At 68.7% G+C, this 15208-nt stretch carries 16 protein-coding genes; 8 read left to right on the top strand and 8 right to left on the bottom strand.

Translation table 11 applies throughout. The annotated features are described in order from the left end of the window. Window positions 1-10 precede the first annotated feature (10 nt). Window positions 11-1510 carry a carboxylesterase family protein gene (locus tag AB0M24_RS14060; RefSeq protein WP_363765978.1) on the top strand — a complete coding sequence of 500 codons (1500 nt, stop codon included), beginning with the start codon at window positions 11-13 and terminating at the stop codon, window positions 1508-1510. Next, window positions 1507-2160 carry a hypothetical protein gene (locus tag AB0M24_RS14065; protein ID WP_363765981.1) on the top strand — a complete coding sequence of 218 codons (654 nt, stop codon included), beginning with the start codon at window positions 1507-1509 and terminating at the stop codon, window positions 2158-2160. Before AB0M24_RS14060 ends, AB0M24_RS14065 begins: the two co-directional genes overlap by 4 nt. A 14-nt stretch (window positions 2161-2174) precedes the next feature. On the opposite strand, the gene AB0M24_RS14070 is transcribed toward AB0M24_RS14065, so the two are convergent. Next, complete coding sequence (locus tag AB0M24_RS14070; RefSeq protein WP_363765984.1) at window positions 2175-3353, bottom strand: helix-turn-helix domain-containing protein; 1179 nt, start codon at window positions 3351-3353, stop codon at window positions 2175-2177. Between the two features lie 230 nt (window positions 3354-3583). On the opposite strand from AB0M24_RS14070, the gene AB0M24_RS14075 reads away from it, so the two are divergent. Next, on the top strand, window positions 3584-3880 hold the full coding sequence (locus AB0M24_RS14075; RefSeq protein ID WP_363765987.1) for a hypothetical protein: 297 nt from the start codon (window positions 3584-3586) through the stop codon (window positions 3878-3880). Between the two features lie 11 nt (window positions 3881-3891). On the opposite strand, the gene AB0M24_RS14080 is transcribed toward AB0M24_RS14075, so the two are convergent. Beyond that, entirely contained in the window at window positions 3892-4530 is a 639-nt protein-coding gene (locus AB0M24_RS14080; RefSeq protein ID WP_363767074.1) for a DNA alkylation repair protein, read from the bottom strand. A gap of 253 nt (window positions 4531-4783) precedes the next feature. Between AB0M24_RS14080 and AB0M24_RS14085 the strand changes: the two genes are divergently transcribed. Further along, window positions 4784-7495: a BTAD domain-containing putative transcriptional regulator gene (locus tag AB0M24_RS14085; protein WP_363765990.1), complete on the top strand. Its 2712-nt coding sequence runs from the start codon at window positions 4784-4786 to the stop codon at window positions 7493-7495. On the opposite strand, the gene AB0M24_RS14090 is transcribed toward AB0M24_RS14085, so the two are convergent. Genes AB0M24_RS14090 through AB0M24_RS14110 form a run of 5 tightly spaced genes read right to left on the bottom strand, consistent with a single transcriptional unit; the run spans window position 7476 to window position 9761 of the window. Then, the gene (locus tag AB0M24_RS14090; protein ID WP_363765993.1) at window positions 7476-7841 is read right to left on the bottom strand and encodes a MerR family transcriptional regulator; all 366 of its coding nucleotides are present in this window, start codon (window positions 7839-7841) and stop codon (window positions 7476-7478) included. The genes AB0M24_RS14085 and AB0M24_RS14090 overlap by 20 nt on opposite strands. A 9-nt stretch (window positions 7842-7850) precedes the next feature. Continuing rightward, window positions 7851-8207: a hypothetical protein gene (locus tag AB0M24_RS14095; protein WP_363765996.1), complete on the bottom strand. Its 357-nt coding sequence runs from the start codon at window positions 8205-8207 to the stop codon at window positions 7851-7853. Between the two features lie 35 nt (window positions 8208-8242). Continuing rightward, on the bottom strand, window positions 8243-8953 hold the full coding sequence (locus AB0M24_RS14100; RefSeq protein ID WP_363765998.1) for a leucine-rich repeat domain-containing protein: 711 nt from the start codon (window positions 8951-8953) through the stop codon (window positions 8243-8245). Window positions 8954-8968: 15 nt separating this feature from the next. Beyond that, window positions 8969-9187 (bottom strand): hypothetical protein, encoded by a 219-nt coding sequence (locus tag AB0M24_RS14105; RefSeq protein ID WP_363766001.1) that lies wholly within the window; start codon window positions 9185-9187, stop codon window positions 8969-8971. Window positions 9188-9233: 46 nt separating this feature from the next. Beyond that, the gene (locus AB0M24_RS14110; RefSeq protein WP_363766004.1) at window positions 9234-9761 is read right to left on the bottom strand and encodes a TetR family transcriptional regulator; all 528 of its coding nucleotides are present in this window, start codon (window positions 9759-9761) and stop codon (window positions 9234-9236) included. A 92-nt stretch (window positions 9762-9853) separates the two neighbouring features. On the opposite strand from AB0M24_RS14110, the gene AB0M24_RS14115 reads away from it, so the two are divergent. From AB0M24_RS14115 to AB0M24_RS14125, 3 genes are all read left to right on the top strand, one after another. Beyond that, a complete protein-coding gene (locus AB0M24_RS14115; RefSeq protein ID WP_363766007.1) occupies window positions 9854-10057 on the top strand; it encodes a hypothetical protein in 204 nt (67 codons plus the stop codon). Between the two features lie 10 nt (window positions 10058-10067). Further along, window positions 10068-12815: an AAA family ATPase gene (locus tag AB0M24_RS14120; RefSeq protein WP_363766010.1), complete on the top strand. Its 2748-nt coding sequence runs from the start codon at window positions 10068-10070 to the stop codon at window positions 12813-12815. 254 nt (window positions 12816-13069) lie between these two features. After that, entirely contained in the window at window positions 13070-13642 is a 573-nt protein-coding gene (locus AB0M24_RS14125) for a dihydrofolate reductase family protein (protein WP_363766013.1), read from the top strand. On the opposite strand, the gene AB0M24_RS14130 is transcribed toward AB0M24_RS14125, so the two are convergent. After that, on the bottom strand, window positions 13624-14349 hold the full coding sequence (locus AB0M24_RS14130) for a MerR family transcriptional regulator (RefSeq protein ID WP_363766015.1): 726 nt from the start codon (window positions 14347-14349) through the stop codon (window positions 13624-13626). The genes AB0M24_RS14125 and AB0M24_RS14130 overlap by 19 nt on opposite strands. A 56-nt stretch (window positions 14350-14405) precedes the next feature. On the opposite strand from AB0M24_RS14130, the gene AB0M24_RS14135 reads away from it, so the two are divergent. Next, entirely contained in the window at window positions 14406-15176 is a 771-nt protein-coding gene (locus AB0M24_RS14135; protein ID WP_363766017.1) for a hypothetical protein, read from the top strand. Window positions 15177-15208 lie beyond the last annotated feature (32 nt).

The following is a 15208-nucleotide window of genomic DNA, read 5'->3' on the forward strand; positions in this document are numbered from 1 at the left end:
GGGAGTTGTGGTGAAACGACGTTGGTTGGTGCCGCTCGTGGCGGCAGGACTGCTGGCCGGAACGACGGCAGCGGTAGCGGACGATTCCGTTGTGCACACCCGATACGGGGCATTGCGCGGCGAGGTGAACGGACACACGAGGGTGTTCGAGGGCATCCAGTACGCGGTGTCCGAGCGGTGGCGCGAACCGAAGCCGCCGAAGAGGTGGGATGGAACAAGGCAAGCGACCGAGCCGGGGCCCGCGTGCGCGCAGCTGCCGGGTGAGTTGCCGCAGGGCAGCACGAGCGAGGACTGTCTGTACCTCAACGTGACCACGCCGGCCAAGGCGAGGAACAAGCCGGTCATCGTGTGGGTGCACGGCGGCGGCTTCTACATGGGCGCCGGGAGCAACTACGACGCGCGGAGGTTCGCCGAGCAGGGCGATGCCGTCGTCGTGACGGTCAACTACCGGCTGGGGATCTTCGGGTTCTTCGGCATGCCGGGGCTCGAGGGCTCGGGCACGTTCGGGCTCATGGATCAGCAGGCCGCGCTCAAGTGGGTGCGCGAGAACATCGGCGCGTTCGGCGGGGATCCGCGCAACGTCACGTTGGCAGGGCAGTCGGCCGGGGCGATGAGCGTGTGTGCGCAGCTCACGTCACCCGAGGCGGCCGGGTTGTTCGACCGGGCCGTCATGCAGAGCGGGTCGTGCGCCAGCGGATGGCTCGACAACTTCGAGTACCGGGGTGAAGTCGCGGCGACGATCTTCCAACCCGTGAAGGCGCTGGAGGAGCACGGGACGGAGATCGCGCACGAGCTCAAATGCGCCGATCTGGCTTGCCTGCGCGGGATGAAGGCCGAGGAGCTGATGCCGCAGCACCTGGCGTTCATCCAACCTGCTTATGGCACAGAGGTTCTGCCGATGTATCCGGGTAAAGCCATCAGGGAAGGGCAGTTCCACCGGGTGCCGGTGTTGAGCGGGACGACGAAGAACGAGGCGACGCCGTGGGCCGCCGCGTACGACGGCGGCAAGCCGATGAGCGCCGAGACGTTCGAAGCCGTCGTGAAGGAGACGTTCGGCGAGCAGGCGAACGAGGTCAAAGCTCTCTACCCGCCGGAGAAGTCGGCCGCGCTGGCGTGGGCCGCGGTGGTGACCGATCGGATGTGGTCGTGCACCCAGTACGAGACCGCAAAAGGTTTGGCCTCGAAGACGCGCGTATATGAGTACGAGTTCGCAGATCCCAATCCGCCGAAGCTGTCGCCGATTCCGCCTCAGATGCCTCTCGGCGCACAGCACGCGTCGGACTTGTGGGACTTCTTCGACCTCGGACGTGCGCCGATGTTCACCGACGCGCAACAACGGTTGTCACAAAAGATGATCCGAGACTGGTCCGCATTCGCGCGCACCGGAATTTCGGGGTGGCCGCGGTTCACCGCGAACCGCGAGCATGTGCAGTCGTTCGCTCCGGACGACATCCGTCCGGTCGATCTGGCCGCCGAACACCATTGCGAATTCTGGAAGGAGCGCGAATGACACGACGAGTCGTGGCAGTCGCCGCCGCAGCCGCACTGACGTTCGTCGTCCAGCCGACGGCGTACGCGGGACCGGTGGGCAGCGGGTGGTCCGAGTACAACCCCTCGTGGAACCTGCAGATCCAGAGCAGCGGCGAGATCAAGAGCTACCCGAGCAGCACGAACAGCGCGACCGGGCCCGGCGGGTCGTACCGCAGGGAAGGCGGGGTGCAGACGTTCAGGTTGTTCAACAAGGGATCCAATCGCGTCGAGGCGCGGATCCAGGACAACTACCGCACCGGGCAACGGCAGTTCGAGGGCGAGCTCAAGGTCACCGCGGGCACCGAGGACGAGAGCGCCATGCAGATCTTCGGCAACGACGGGGAGGGCGCCACCACGTTGATGATCAGGTCGTTCACCAGGAACGGCGGCACCCTGCGCGGTGGCGGCAAGGACCTGGTCAGCGGCATCAACGGCAAGTGGGTGCGGATCAACGTCACCCACAACGCGACGTCCACCGGCGGCAGCTACTCGATCTACATCAACGGCAAGCTCGTCCACACCAACAACGGGCCCAAGGGCGACCACTACTTCAAGTACGGCGTCTACGGCACGTTGCAGGCGGCGAGCGCGCAGCACGAGTGGCGCAACGTGCACTTCTACCGGAAATGAGTTCCCAAGAAGAGTCACGGACGCAGGTCGTGGACGATCAGTGACGCGGCCAGCAGCCTGATGTCCGCGGGATCGGCGGGGTTGTAGCCGGTCAGCTCGGCCACGCGGCGCAGGCGGTAGTTCAGCGTGTTGCGGTGCAGGTGCAGGTTTTCGGCCGTGCGGTGGCGGTTGTGGTCGCTGCTCAGGAACACCCGGAGCGTGTGCAGCAGGTCCGGGTGTTCGGCCAGCCGGTCCATCACGCGGGCCAGGCGCTTGCGGCCGGGTCCTGGACGGCAGAGCTGGTACTCCAGCAGCACGTCGTCCAGGACGTACGCGCCGGGCGGGCGGCCGAGGCGTTGTGCCAGCTCGGCGATGTCGGCTGCCTGACGCGCGGCGGTGGGGACGTCTTCCCGGCTCTCCGCCGCCGCGATGCCGCCCACCAGGCCGATTCCCGCCGCGGTGTGCAGTTTTCCGACGAGCTCGGCGGCTTCGGCGAGCGTGGCGTCCAACGCGCCGGGCGTGGTGGGCAGCAGGACCGTGCCGCCGTCCTGGTCCAGCGCGGAGAGCGCGTGCTTCGGCAGTTCGGCACGCAGCCGGCGCGCCACCGTGCCGTGCGGAACGGCGTCGACGCGCACGGCCAGAACCACGTGGTGGCTGGAGAGTTCGAGACCGATCCGCTCGGCCAGCGGCTCGGCCTCGCGTCCGGTCAGCAACGCGGCCACCAACGCGCGGGCGGCCTCGCGGCGTTCGGCGTGCAGGGCCTGCTGCTCGGTCAGGTAGGACGCGGCGACGGCGGGCACGGCGGCGCTCAGGAACTGCAGCAGCGCGGGCACGGTCGCGAGCAGGTCGCCGACTTCGTCCTCGGACGCGACTCCGGCCATCGACAGCCATCCCACGTGTGCGGCGACGTGGTACGTGCTCAGCACGACGTCGAGCGGAACGCCCTGCTGAGCGCGGCGCACGGCGGTGGCGATCTGGTCGGCCAGCTCGTCGGGCGCGGGTGGCCGTTGTTCGCGCAGGGCACGGAGGAAGACCTGCAGGTTTCTGGTCACCGCCTCGGTGATCTCGCGGTCCACGAGCTGGTGCGGCAGCTGCCGGTAGGCCGCCGACCGGGCGAAGAACGCCTCCAGCACCTGCTCGGCGATGCTCGGGATCTGCGTCGCGGCCCGCTCGTACAGAGGGGCCTGCGGGTTGGGCACCGGGATGTCGACCACCCGGCAGAGGCTCGCGCATGCGACGGTCCCGGTGCCATCGCCCGAAGCGGTCTACTTTCGTCGTTTCTGTGCACGAACGGACGCCTGGAACGTTGTGCATCTGACCCAAACGTTTGCCCCGTTTGAGTGATGGACGGTGGGGAAGTCTCTTCGTTCGAGCCAGAATGGGCAGTTCCAACCGGCATGGGCAGGGTGACTTGGCACAGACGGCGAGCAGTGTCCAAGAGTGCATGAAGCTGTTGCTGCGAAGCGGATTCCAGCGAACCGTCGTGCACGACGCCGTGACGCGCGTGAACGCGGTGATGTTCCGGCGGTTGTGGAGAGGCACGAACGAGACGGTGCTCGCGTACTCGGAGTCGGAGGCGCTGGCCTACCGCGTGCGCGAGGGTGACGTCGACCTGGCGGATCCGTTCGTCGTCGATCCGGACGTCACGTTGTGGCAGCGCGGTGGCGAGTTCCTCGACGTCGCGGGCGAGCTGCTCGAACTGCCACCGGCGCCGGGGCACTCTGCCTTCGAAGCGAGCTGACCACCGCCCGGCTACTGCTGGCGGCGCACCATCTCGTTGATCCAGGTCGGCGCGAACGGCGAGGTGCAGTTCGGCGGTGTCGGGTAGTCCTTCAGGACTTCGAGCCGTTCGCCGATCTCGATCGCACGAGCGCGCAGCGAGGGGTGCTCGATGCCGATCTGCGCCAGACAGTGGTTCTGAGCCCACTGCAGACGTTCCGGCGCGCCCTTCATCTCGGCATCGATCGTGTCGAGCAGCCCGTCGAGGTCGAGGCCTTCCGGCTTCTTCGCGACACGGTCGGTCGTGAGGGCCCAGCCCGCGCTCGCCACCACGGGATCCGGGTCGCCGAACCACGTCGCGCGCAGATCCTCGGCGTGGGTGCTCTTCTTCACGACGTAGTTCACGAGCCAGTCGTGGACCTTGGGGCGGTAGGCCTCGCGCAGCATCGTGTCGAGCTCGTCGCGGGTGAACGCCTTGGGGCGGCAGATCAGCAGCGCCAGCAGGCGGGCGGCGGTGTCGCCGGTCGCCCAGAGCTCGACCGCGAGGTCCTGCTGCGTCTTGAGGCGCTTGGCGACCGCGCGGAGCCTGCTCAGGTTCACGCCGTGGTCGTCGCCGTGCTTCTCGTTGACCGCGCGTGCTTTCGGGTCTTCGAGTGCGGCCAGTTCGGCCATCACCTCGGTCACCGTGTCCGCCACGTCAGCCTCCCGTCTCCGGTGACGGACAGCCTACGACGAACTGCTTATTGAACCCGGTAGCGCCGCCGCGGTATCGAGTCGTGGCAGTCGGCGCAATCGCCGCTCCACCACGGAGAAGTGGCGAACATGCCTGCCGAACTCGGGTGCACAATGTGCCACTCCGCGCTTCGGTGGGGATTCGGTAGTCGTGTGATCGGCTGCTCAGGCGACTCCTGAGGGGGAGTTGGTGGTGGAGTTCGGACTGCTCGGCGACGTCGAGGTCCGCGTGGACGGTGAGGTCGTGGAGGTCGGCCACGCGCGGCAGCAATGCGTGTTGGTGGCGTTGCTGGTGGACGCGAACCGGCTGGTGCCCGTCGACGTGCTGGTGGAGCGCGCGTGGGGCGAACAGGTGCCGCATCGCGCGCGCAACGCGGTGGCGGGATATGTGTCGAGACTGAGACAGGTGCTGCCGTCCGGAGTTCGCATCACCGGCCGGCAGGGTGGTTATGTGCTGACCGCGGACCCGCTTTCGGTTGATCTGCACAGGTTCGACCGTCTGGTGGAACGGTCGCGGCTGGAGCCGGATCACGCGGTTGTGCTGCTCACCGAAGCACTTTCGCTGTGGCGTGGTGAGCCTTTCTCCACTTTGGACACTCCGTGGCTGGCCGGTCTGCGGTCCTCGCTGGAGGCTCGCCGGTTGGCGGCTCTCCTGGACCGCAACGACCTGGTGCTGGAGCAGGGGCGGCACACGGAGCTGTTGGTTGAGCTGGAAGCGCTGGCGGCCTTGCTCCCGTTGGACGAACGTGTTGCCGGGCAGCTGATGCTGGCGCTGTACAGATCGGGGCGGCAGGCGGACGCGTTGCTGCGGTACGAGCAGATGCGGACGCTGCTGGCCGACGAGCTGGGCGCGGATCCCGGTCCCGCGTTGCGGTTGCTGCACAAGCGGATGCTGACCGCGGAGGCCGCGCTGACGGTCACCGCTCCCGTCGCGTCGAGACCGGTGCCGCGGCAGCTGCCCGCACCACCGCGCTCGTTCGCGGGACGGGGCCGCGAGCTGCACGCGCTCGACGCGATCATCGACGGCGGACATCCGATCGTCCTGTCCGGCACGGCGGGTGTCGGCAAGACCGCGCTGGCGGTGCACTGGGCGCACCGGGTGGCGGAACGGTTTCCGGACGGACAGCTCTACGTCAACCTGCGCGGGTTCGACCCCAGCGGCGCGGTGATGGCGCCCGGCGAGGCGGTGCGCGCGTTCCTCGACGCGCTCGGCATCGACCCGCAGCGCATCCCCGCGAGTCTCGACGCCCAGGCCAGCCTCTTCCGCAGTGCGTTGGCGGACAAGCGCGTGCTCGTCCTGCTCGACAACGCCCGTGACGCGGACCAGATCCGGCCGCTGCTGCCGGGCAGTCCTGGGTGCCTGGTGCTGGTGACGAGCCGGAACCGGTTGGCGGGACTCGTCGCCACGCACGGCGCGTATCCATTGGCGCTGGATCTGCTGTCCACAGGGGAGGCTCACGACCTGCTCGTCGACCGCCTCGGGCTGGATCGGCTGCGGGCCGAACCCGACGTGGCCGACGAGATCATCAGGCGGTGCGCGGGGTTGCCGATCGCGTTGACGATTGTCGCGGCCCGCGTTGCCTGCACGAGCTTTCCGTTGCGCGCCATCGCCGCCGAGCTGCGCGGCGGGCTCGACCCGTTCGACGGCGGCGACTCGGCGACCGACGTGCGCGCGGTGTTCTCCTGGTCGTACCACGCACTGGCACCCGCTCCGGCGCGCCTGTTCCGGTTGCTCGGCCTGCATCCCGGCCCTGACGTTTCCCTTGCGGCGGCGGCGAGTTTGTGCGGTGACGCGCAGGTGCGGCCGTTGCTCGCCGAGCTGACCCGAGCGCATCTGCTGACAGAACACCAGCCCGGCCGATACGTGTTCCACGACCTGTTGCGCGCCTATGCGACCGAACAGGCGTCGCTGCACGACTCCGACGACGAACGCTTTGCCACCAATGGAAGGCTGCACGATCACTACGTGCACACCGCGCACGCCGCGACCCGGTTGCTGAGCCCGACCCGTGACGTGATCATCCCGCCGTCGCCCCACGCCGGCGTGCGTCCGGAGAAGCTGACCGACTTCGCGCAGGCCCTGGACTGGTTCACCGCCGAACACCACGTGCTGCTCGCCGCCGTCGAACACGCGGGTGCCACCGGTCTCGACACGCACGCCCGGCACCTCGCCTGGGCGTTGGCGGAGTTCCTGGAACGCCGTGGCCACTGGAGCGATCTCGCCGCCGTCGGCCAGGTCGCGCTGGCCGCCGCGGTGCGCCTCGCGGATCCGCTGGCGCAGAGCCACGCCCACCGGTACCTGGCTCGGGCGAGCACGCAGCTGAACGACCTCGAGGAGGCGCACACGCATCTGCAGCGGTCGCTCGACGTCTCCGGTGAACCCGTCGGGCAGGCGCTGACCCATCGCGAGCTCGCGTACGTGTGCGAACGGCGAGGCCGCCACGACCAGGCGTTGCACCACGCCTCGCAAGCCTTGGACCTGTACGCGGCGGCCGGTCACCGGCGCGGGCAGGCGGGCTCGCTCAACACCGTGGGGTGGTACCAGGCGTTGCTCGGCGACTTCGAGAAGGCGCTGACGTCGTGCGAGGCGGCCCTCGGCTTGCTGGAGCCCGACGATCTCGACGGGCAGGCGTCGACGTGGGACAGCCTCGGCTACATCCACCACCACCGGGGCGACCACCGCGAGGCGATCGAGTGCTACCAACGATCTCTCGACGTGTTCCGGTCGCTCGGAGACCACTACTGGACCGCCGACGTGCTGATTCACCTGGGAGACAGCCATCTCGCGGCCGGTGACGCGCACGCGGCCGGGGTGGCGTGGAAGGAGGCGCTGGAGATTCTGGACGATCTCGGCCACCCGCACGCCGACGCGGTGCGCTCGCGGATCAGTCCAGTGCCGCGATGATCGGGCACTGCTCCCGCACACCGTTGGCGGCGACGTCCAGCAACGCCAGGCGCACCCGTTCGAGGTCGCGCTGGCGTTGCTCGATCTCCGCGACCTTCTCGGTGATCACCTCGCCGAGATCGTTGGTGTTGGCCCCGGACACGGCCAGGATCTGGTCGACCTCGGCCAGGGTGAAACCGAGCACCTGGGCGCGGCGGATGAACTTCAACCGCCGCAACGCCTCCTGGTCGTAGTGCCGGTAACCGCCGTGGCCGCGGGCGGTGGGCGTGACGAGACCGCGGCGCTCGTAGAACCGCACGGTGCTGATGCCCACCCCGGCGGCGCGGGCCAGTTCGGATATGCGCACCACCGGAAACTACCTCCGGACCAGCGCGCGCAGCTGGGCCGCGCCCCAGAACAGCTCCAGCGCCAGGAAGAGCGCGATGGCGGGCGTCTGGCCGTGCCACAGAGCCCACGCGAACCAAAGGCTGAACAGGGCTCGGCCGACGGTGTCGATGGCGATGAGCAACGGTTCGGGCTTGCGCCACCGCGCGATCGACCACATCACCACCACCGTGCCGAACAGCGTGGCGAACATCAGAGTGGAGTCGGACGTGGGTGTGCCTAGCAGGCTCAGCATCGCGCCGCCGGTCCACGGCGTGAGGAAGGCGGCAGTGGCCACCAGGTCGTACAGGGCTCCGGCTTTGCCCCACCGGGCCACGTCTGTGTTCATGACGATCACTGTGGACCCTGCACCTTGGTGCAAGGTCAACCCTGCGAGCCGCCTGTGTGCGGGGTCGGCGCGTACCCCTTCGCCGGCGGTGGCAGCGCGGCCACGCAGTCCGCGGAGCAGGCGTTGACGAGCAGCGGCAGGTAGTCGGTGCCGACCGCCAAGGTGATCCACACCTGGTGCAGGCGGGTGACCGGGCCGTCGCACACGCTGCAGCCGCGCACGTCGCCGTCCGTGCTGTCGGCGCTGTCGGAGGTGGCGGGGAACGGTGGCCGGTACTTGTAGTTGCCGTAGAGGGCGCGGGTGCTCACGGTGCTGTCGGCGAGCTTGGCGCAGCGGGTGATCTCGTAGGGGAACCAGTGCAGCCGGTACGAGGTGTACGGCTCGAAGAGCGTCAGGTTCGTCATGGCGCCGATCTCCGGCGGGATGCGCACCAGGTTCGAGCCGTAGAGCACGAAGTGTTCGACGGCGGTCAGTTTCGCGATCGTGGCCGGCAGGGTGATGACCTGCCTGCGTTCCTCGGCACTCATCTCCGCGAGGGGCTTGAACAACGTCCGGCCGTCCGCGGCCGCCTCGTCGATCAGCTCCAGCAGCCGCACCCAGCCGGGCGCCGTCGTGTCCTGACGTTCGGCGTGGAAGCCGATGGTCCGGTACGGGCGCGCGAGGCACGTGCACGAGTCGCGGGCGGGGATGCCCGCGTCCCCGAATCTGTTCGTGAAGACCTGCGGCGCGTTTTCGTTGTCCCCCATAGCGCCAGCGTACGGTCAGGCGGCGGCGCGGCGGGCGCGGCGGCGGGCGAGCGACGGCAGGAACCACATGTAGACGCCGGTGCCCATCAGCACGAAGAGCGGCAGCAACGGGACGTAGGACACCCAGATCACGGAGTTGTCCACGGTCAGCGCCACGGCCGTGAAGACCACGGTGGCCATGAAGACCATGCTGACCAGGCGGTGGAACTTCCGGATTCCCCTGCTGCCGCTCATGTCGTCCTCCCAGGTCGTCGTTGTGGACAACCGTAGGAGCGGGCTCTCAACCGCGCTTCTCGATTCCTGATCGGATGATGGCGCGGGCCTGCGCGGCGGTGAGGTTGCCGGTGAGGGTCAGGTTGGCGAGGCCGAGCGCGAGGGCGAGGAGCTCGGGACCTCCGCCCAGAGCGGCGAGCAGGCCCAGCAGGTCGTCGTAGCTCTCCTTCAAGCTCAACGACAGCACGGAGTTCGTCAGCGCGTGCGTTTCGAACGCCTGCGCCACGCGGAACAGCCGTCGATCCTCCTCGGATTCGGGGATCAGCTCGGTCAGCACCGCTTCGAGAGGGGACGACGCGTCGGCCAGCCGGGCTTGGACGCGGGCCGTGCCGCGGTCGTTGATCGCGGTGAAGGCAGCGCTGAGCAGCTCGTCCTTGCTGGGGAAGTAGTGCTGCACGCGGCCCACCGAGACGCCGGCCCGCTCGGCGACGCGGCGGATGCTGACCTGGTGGGTGCCTTCGGCGTCGACGATCGCGAACACCGCCTCCAGGATCGCCGCCCTGCGTTCGTCGTGAGCGGCACCGAGACCCCGCACTCGCATCCCCTTTCCGAGACGTTCGCATTGATTTGACCACAGCAACGCGCTAGTCTTCAAATCAATACGTTCGTACTGATCTGGGGGATGCCATGGAGCTGATCGCGTTGATCCTGCTGGTGCAGGGTGGGGGCGGGTTGATCAACAACCTCGCTGGTGGGTCGAAGAGCTGGTTCGCGCTGAACTACGTGGAGATGCCGGACGCGCTGCGCATCACGGCATACGCGGCGATGGTGGTTCTCGGGTTGCTGATCGTGGTCCGACGCTTCGGCTGGGACTGGTTCAAGAGCGAGTAAGTTCGGGGCCATGCAGTACACGTCCCCCGTGCTGGTGGGCCGGAGCGAGGAGACATCAGCACTGCGGGCCGCGGTGGTACGGGCCGAGCAACGTCGCGGTGGTGCGGCGTTCCTGGTGGGGGAACCGGGAATCGGCAAGTCGCGGCTCGCGTCGGAGATCGCCGGACATGCCTCGCGGCGCGGGTTCCGCGTGCTCAGGGGGCGGGCCAGTCGTGCCGTGCCGCTGCGGGCGCTGTGCGAGGCGGTTCTGTCGGCCTTTCGCAAGACAGTGCCGGACGAGCAGCAGCTCGGTGCTTATCTGCCCGTGTTGCTCAGGATGACTCCGGACGCGCCCGCCGGCGTGCCGGATCCGGCCGTGGTCAGGGCCGAAGCGGTCCTAAGACTGCTCACGGCCGAGAAAACCGTTCTCCTGCTTGAGGATCTGCACGACGCGGACGACGAGACGCTCGCCGTCGTGGACTACCTGCTCGACAACCTCGCCGACGAACCCGTCCTGCTGCTGGCAACGTTGCGGCCGCATCCCGACGGTGCTCACCGCGTAGCTGACGCGGCAGCGGCGCGCCGGGTCGCGGGAGTCATCAGGTTGACCGGGTTGAAGGACGAGGAAGTCGCTGAACTCGCACGTCAGTGCCTCGGTGAGCCCGCACCCCACCAAGTCCTGCAGAAGCTCACCGAGATCGCGGACGGCGTGCCGTTCGTGGTCGAGGAGCTGCTGAACACCGACCTGCAGGCCGGAGTGCCGCCCACGGTCGCGGCGGCCACCCTCGCGCGGGTCGACGCGCTCGAACCCGGTTGTGTCGCGCTGCTCGAAGCCGCCGCGATCTTCGGCAGCACGTTTCCGTTCGACGTCGTGAAAGCCATGACAGGACTGGACAACGCGGCGGAGCTGGTGCACCAGGCCGAACGCGCGCAGCTGGTCGACGGCCACAAGTTCCGGCACGCGCTGACCGCCGACGCGATCCGCGACCGCATGACGCCGACAGCGAGAGCCGCGCTGGCCCGCACCGCTGCCGAGACCACGGAGTCCTTGCGTCCCACCGAGTTGGAGCTCATCGCGGAGCTGTGGGCGGCGGGCGGCGACAACCGGAAGGCCGTCGGCCGTCTCGTCGAGGCGGGACGGCACGCGGCCGCGCTGGGCAGGTTCGGTACCGCGATAGAGCTCCTCGAACGCGGCCAGGCACTCCAAAGCGACGACCCGGACCTCGCCGCGGACCTCCTCGACGCGCTCGCCGCCGTTCTCCCACTGGCCGCGGTGGTCGTACCCGCGGACAACGGTGCGCGGGCTTTCGCGTTGGGAGAACGGCTTCAGCAGGCGCTCACCGCGTCCAAGGCCGACCCGGAACGAAGAGCCGTGGTCCGGCTGGCGCAGGCGAGGGTCGCGGCCGTCGCGGGGGAGTGGGAACGCGGGCTCGACCTGATCGCGACCACCAAGGAGACCTGCGCGGCCGTCGACGTCGTCAAGGCCACGCTCCTGCTCGGACTCAACCAGCTCGACCTCCTGCCCAAGGCCCGTGAGCTCGCCGAACGCGCGGCGGCGACGGGCACTCCGGAGATCGTCTGCGAAGCCCTCGAAGTGCTCACCCGGTGCACGCGCGGGCAGGATCTCGCCGAGGCCCGGCAGCACATCCAGCGCTGGCTGCAGGTCGCGGAACAGCACGGGCTCGCGGCGTGGCGGCTCAGGGCGTTGCTGGAGCTGGGAATCACGGACAAGTACCTCACCGGTGACCCCGAAGCGTTGCTCGCGGCCAGGCGCGCGGCCGAGAACGCCGGTGCCATCGTGATCATGATCGCCGCCGATCTGCACCTCGGCGGGACCTACATCGTGCTCGGCGAGTACGACAAGGCCGCGGAACACGGCGCCCAGGCGAAACAGGCCGCGGACAAGCTGGGCCTGCACGCGTTGAGCGCGCTCGCGATCGCCATCGAGGCGGGCATCGCGTCCATGCACGGCAACCGCAAGGCGACGGACCACGCGTTGCAGCAGCTGCGCGAGCACGGCGGTTCCGAGGAGATCTGGGCGTACAGCTCGGCGGTCTGCGCGCTGATGGAGGAGCAGTACGACCGCGCGCTCGCCGAGTTCGACGCGATCGAGGGCGAGGTGACGGAGCCGCGGATCCTGCGCGGCACGTTCTACCAGGGCCCGCGGCTGCTGGTCAGGGTCGCTCACGGGCTCGCGAACTGGCAGGAGTACGACAGGCTCGCGGACTCGCACCTCTCCCAGGTCCGGCAGCACCGCACGTACTTCGCCTGGAGCCGCGCGATTCTGCACGGCCGCGACGGCCAGGTCACCAAGGCGGACGCGGCAGCCCGGGAAGCGCTCGAGCTCAGCACCGGCCTCGGCCTCCCGCGCTACCTCGGGCTGCGGCTCGCGGGCCCGGCAGCACTCCAGGACGGCTGGGGCGAGCCCTTGGAGTGGCTGCGCGAGGCCGAGGAGCACTTCCACCGGTTCGACGTGCCGGCCGCCGCCGCGTGCCGTGCGGTGTTGAGGGAAGCCGGCGCGCCTCAGCAACGACGGCGGCGCGACCACGGCACGGTTCCGGCCGAGCTGCGCAAGGCCGGTGTCACGGTGCGCGAGTACGAGGTGCTGCGGCTCGTCGTGGAACGGTTCGGCAACGCGGAGATCGCGGAACGGTTGTTCCTGTCCCCGAGAACCGTCGAGCGGCACGTCGCCAGCCTGCGCGTTCGCACCGGCCAGGCCTCCAGGGCCGACCTCATCCGGTACGCCCGCCCGTTAATTGAGGGGTCCACCCGCATGTAGGGGCGCCCGAAGATCGGCAGACTCCTCGACGTGCCCGAGTGATGCCGGGCGTTCGAGGAGGGGGAGCAAGATGCGTGCAAACGGCTGGCCTGGTCCAGTGCGGCGCTGAGGTCGCGACGGCGCTGGACGCGGTGGGGTGTCCAGCGCCGTCGAAACCGATGTCGGAAGATTTCCTGGCGCGAGATGTCGATTCCGGGCATCTCCCGTTCGACGCACTGATGACAGCACGTCAGAACAGCCCAAGGAGAACTCCGATGCGCACCCTGATCGCCACCGCGTTCGTCTCGCTCGACGGCGTCGTCGAAGCCCCCGGCGGCGAGCCCGGTCACCGCAGCTCCGGCTGGACCTTCAAGGACATCGAGTTCGACGAGGCCGCCTACGAGCTCAAGGGCCGTGAGCAGGACGAGGCCGCGGCCATGATGATGGGCCGCATCAGCTACGAGGCGTTCTCGCCGGTGTGGCCGACGCTCGACTACTTCCCGAAGTACAACGTGATGCCGAAGTACGTCGTCTCCAGCACGCTGAAGGACGACCAGCTCGTCGACAACTGGGGTGACATCACGATCCTGCGGTCTTTGGACGACGTGGCCGCGCTGAAGGAGACCGACGGCGGCCCGATCTCCATCCACGGCAGCGCGACGCTCAACCGCAACCTGTCCGACGCCGGCCTGATCGACCGCTACCACCTGCTGGTGTTCCCGGTGCTGCTCGGCGCCGGCAAGCGGCTGTTCAGCCAGACCGACAAGGACAAGCAGCAGCTGAAGGTCGTCGAGAGCGAGTCGTACTCGAACGGCATCCAGAAGCTGGTCTACGACGTGGTGCGCTGACGTACCAGTTCATCGAGCCTGATCCACGCCGGCGAGAAGTCGCGGACGTGCTGACCCAGCAGCGACTTCTCGTCGGCGGACAGGACCTCGTGGACGGTCTGCGCAGCTTCTTGACGGAGTCTGGCCGCCATCACGTCGGCCAGGTCGTGCAGGCGTGGGTCGGCCGGATCCCAGTCGTGGGCCTGGTCGTAGGTGACGTAGAACTGGCGGAAGTCAGGGTCCGCCAGTTGCTCCTGCTTCTGCGCGATCCACCGCGGAACCTGGTCCGGGTAGCTCGCGGCCAGCACGATCCACCCGTCGCGTTCGAACCGCACACCGCGCTCGCTGACGCCGAGCTCGCGCAGCCGGTCCAGGTAGTCCGTGATCTCGGCGGGCAGGAACATCCGGTCACCTGCCTGCAAAGCCGCGACACCCGACTGACGTTGCCGCAGCTCCTCGATCTGTTTCGCGAGCCCCTGGTTGATCTCGTCGATCGCCGCGGCGAACTCGGCGGGGTCGGCGCGCATCAGCTCGTGCACGCGGGTCAGCGGGACCCCGGCGGCGGTCAGCGTCCTGATGCGGATCAGGTCGACGACGGCCTGGGCGGGGTAGCGCCGGTAGCCGGACGCGTCGCGCTCGGGTTCGGGGAGCAGGCCGGTCTGGTGGTAGTGGCGCACCGCCCGCACCGTGACGCCGACGTACTCGGCCAGTCGCTTGATCGTCAGCACGGTCTCATTCTGCGGGCTTGACCTTGACGGTGCGTCAGCCTTCGAGCATTGCCGACATGTTCACGAACTGGCACCGCCCACTCCTGGTCAACACCCTGCTCATGCTCGGACTCGCGCTGTGGTCCGCGGTCGGGATCTTCGCCGACGACCGCACGCTGCTGGGCGAACCGCTCTGGCTCAAGCCGCTGAAGTTCGGCCTCGCGTTCGCCGTCTACTCCGGAACGCTGTCGTGGCTGATCGGCACGCTCACCCGCGCCCGCAGGACCGGGTGGTGGATGGGCACGCTGTTCGCGGTGGCCGCGTTCGCCGAGGTCGCGGCGATCACGCTGCAGGCCGCGCGCGGCACGTTCAGCCACTTCAACACCTCGACCGACCCGATCACCCTGCTCGCCACCCAGATCTTCACCAACGGCGTGGCGGCGTTGTTCCTGCTGCAGCTCGCGATCGTGACGTTGGTGCTGTTCCAACGCGGCGGTGACAGGGCGCTGATGCGGGCTGTCCGATGGGGACTGTCGTTCGCCACCGTCGGCATGATCGTGCCGGTGTACTGGATGGCCACCGAGATCCACCAGCGCACGGTCGTCGACGCCAACGGCCGCGAAATCGTGATGTACCAAGGGCACGATGTCGGCGGCGGCGACTTCCGGGTGCCGCACTTCATCGGCCTGCACGGGATCCAGGTGCTGTTGCTCGTCGTATTCGCGTTGCGGCGGGTCGAGGAACGAAAGCGCGCGCGGCTCGTCGGACTCGCCGCATTCGCCTACGCCGGGCTGCTGGCGTTCGCGATCTGGCAGACCTCACGCGGCCACTCGTTCTTTCAGTTCTGACAGCTCCGGAATTTCGCCGCGAAACGAGGTGC

This window comes from Lentzea sp. NPDC051838, assembly GCF_040681245.1.
Lineage (GTDB): Bacteria > Actinomycetota > Actinomycetes > Mycobacteriales > Pseudonocardiaceae > Lentzea.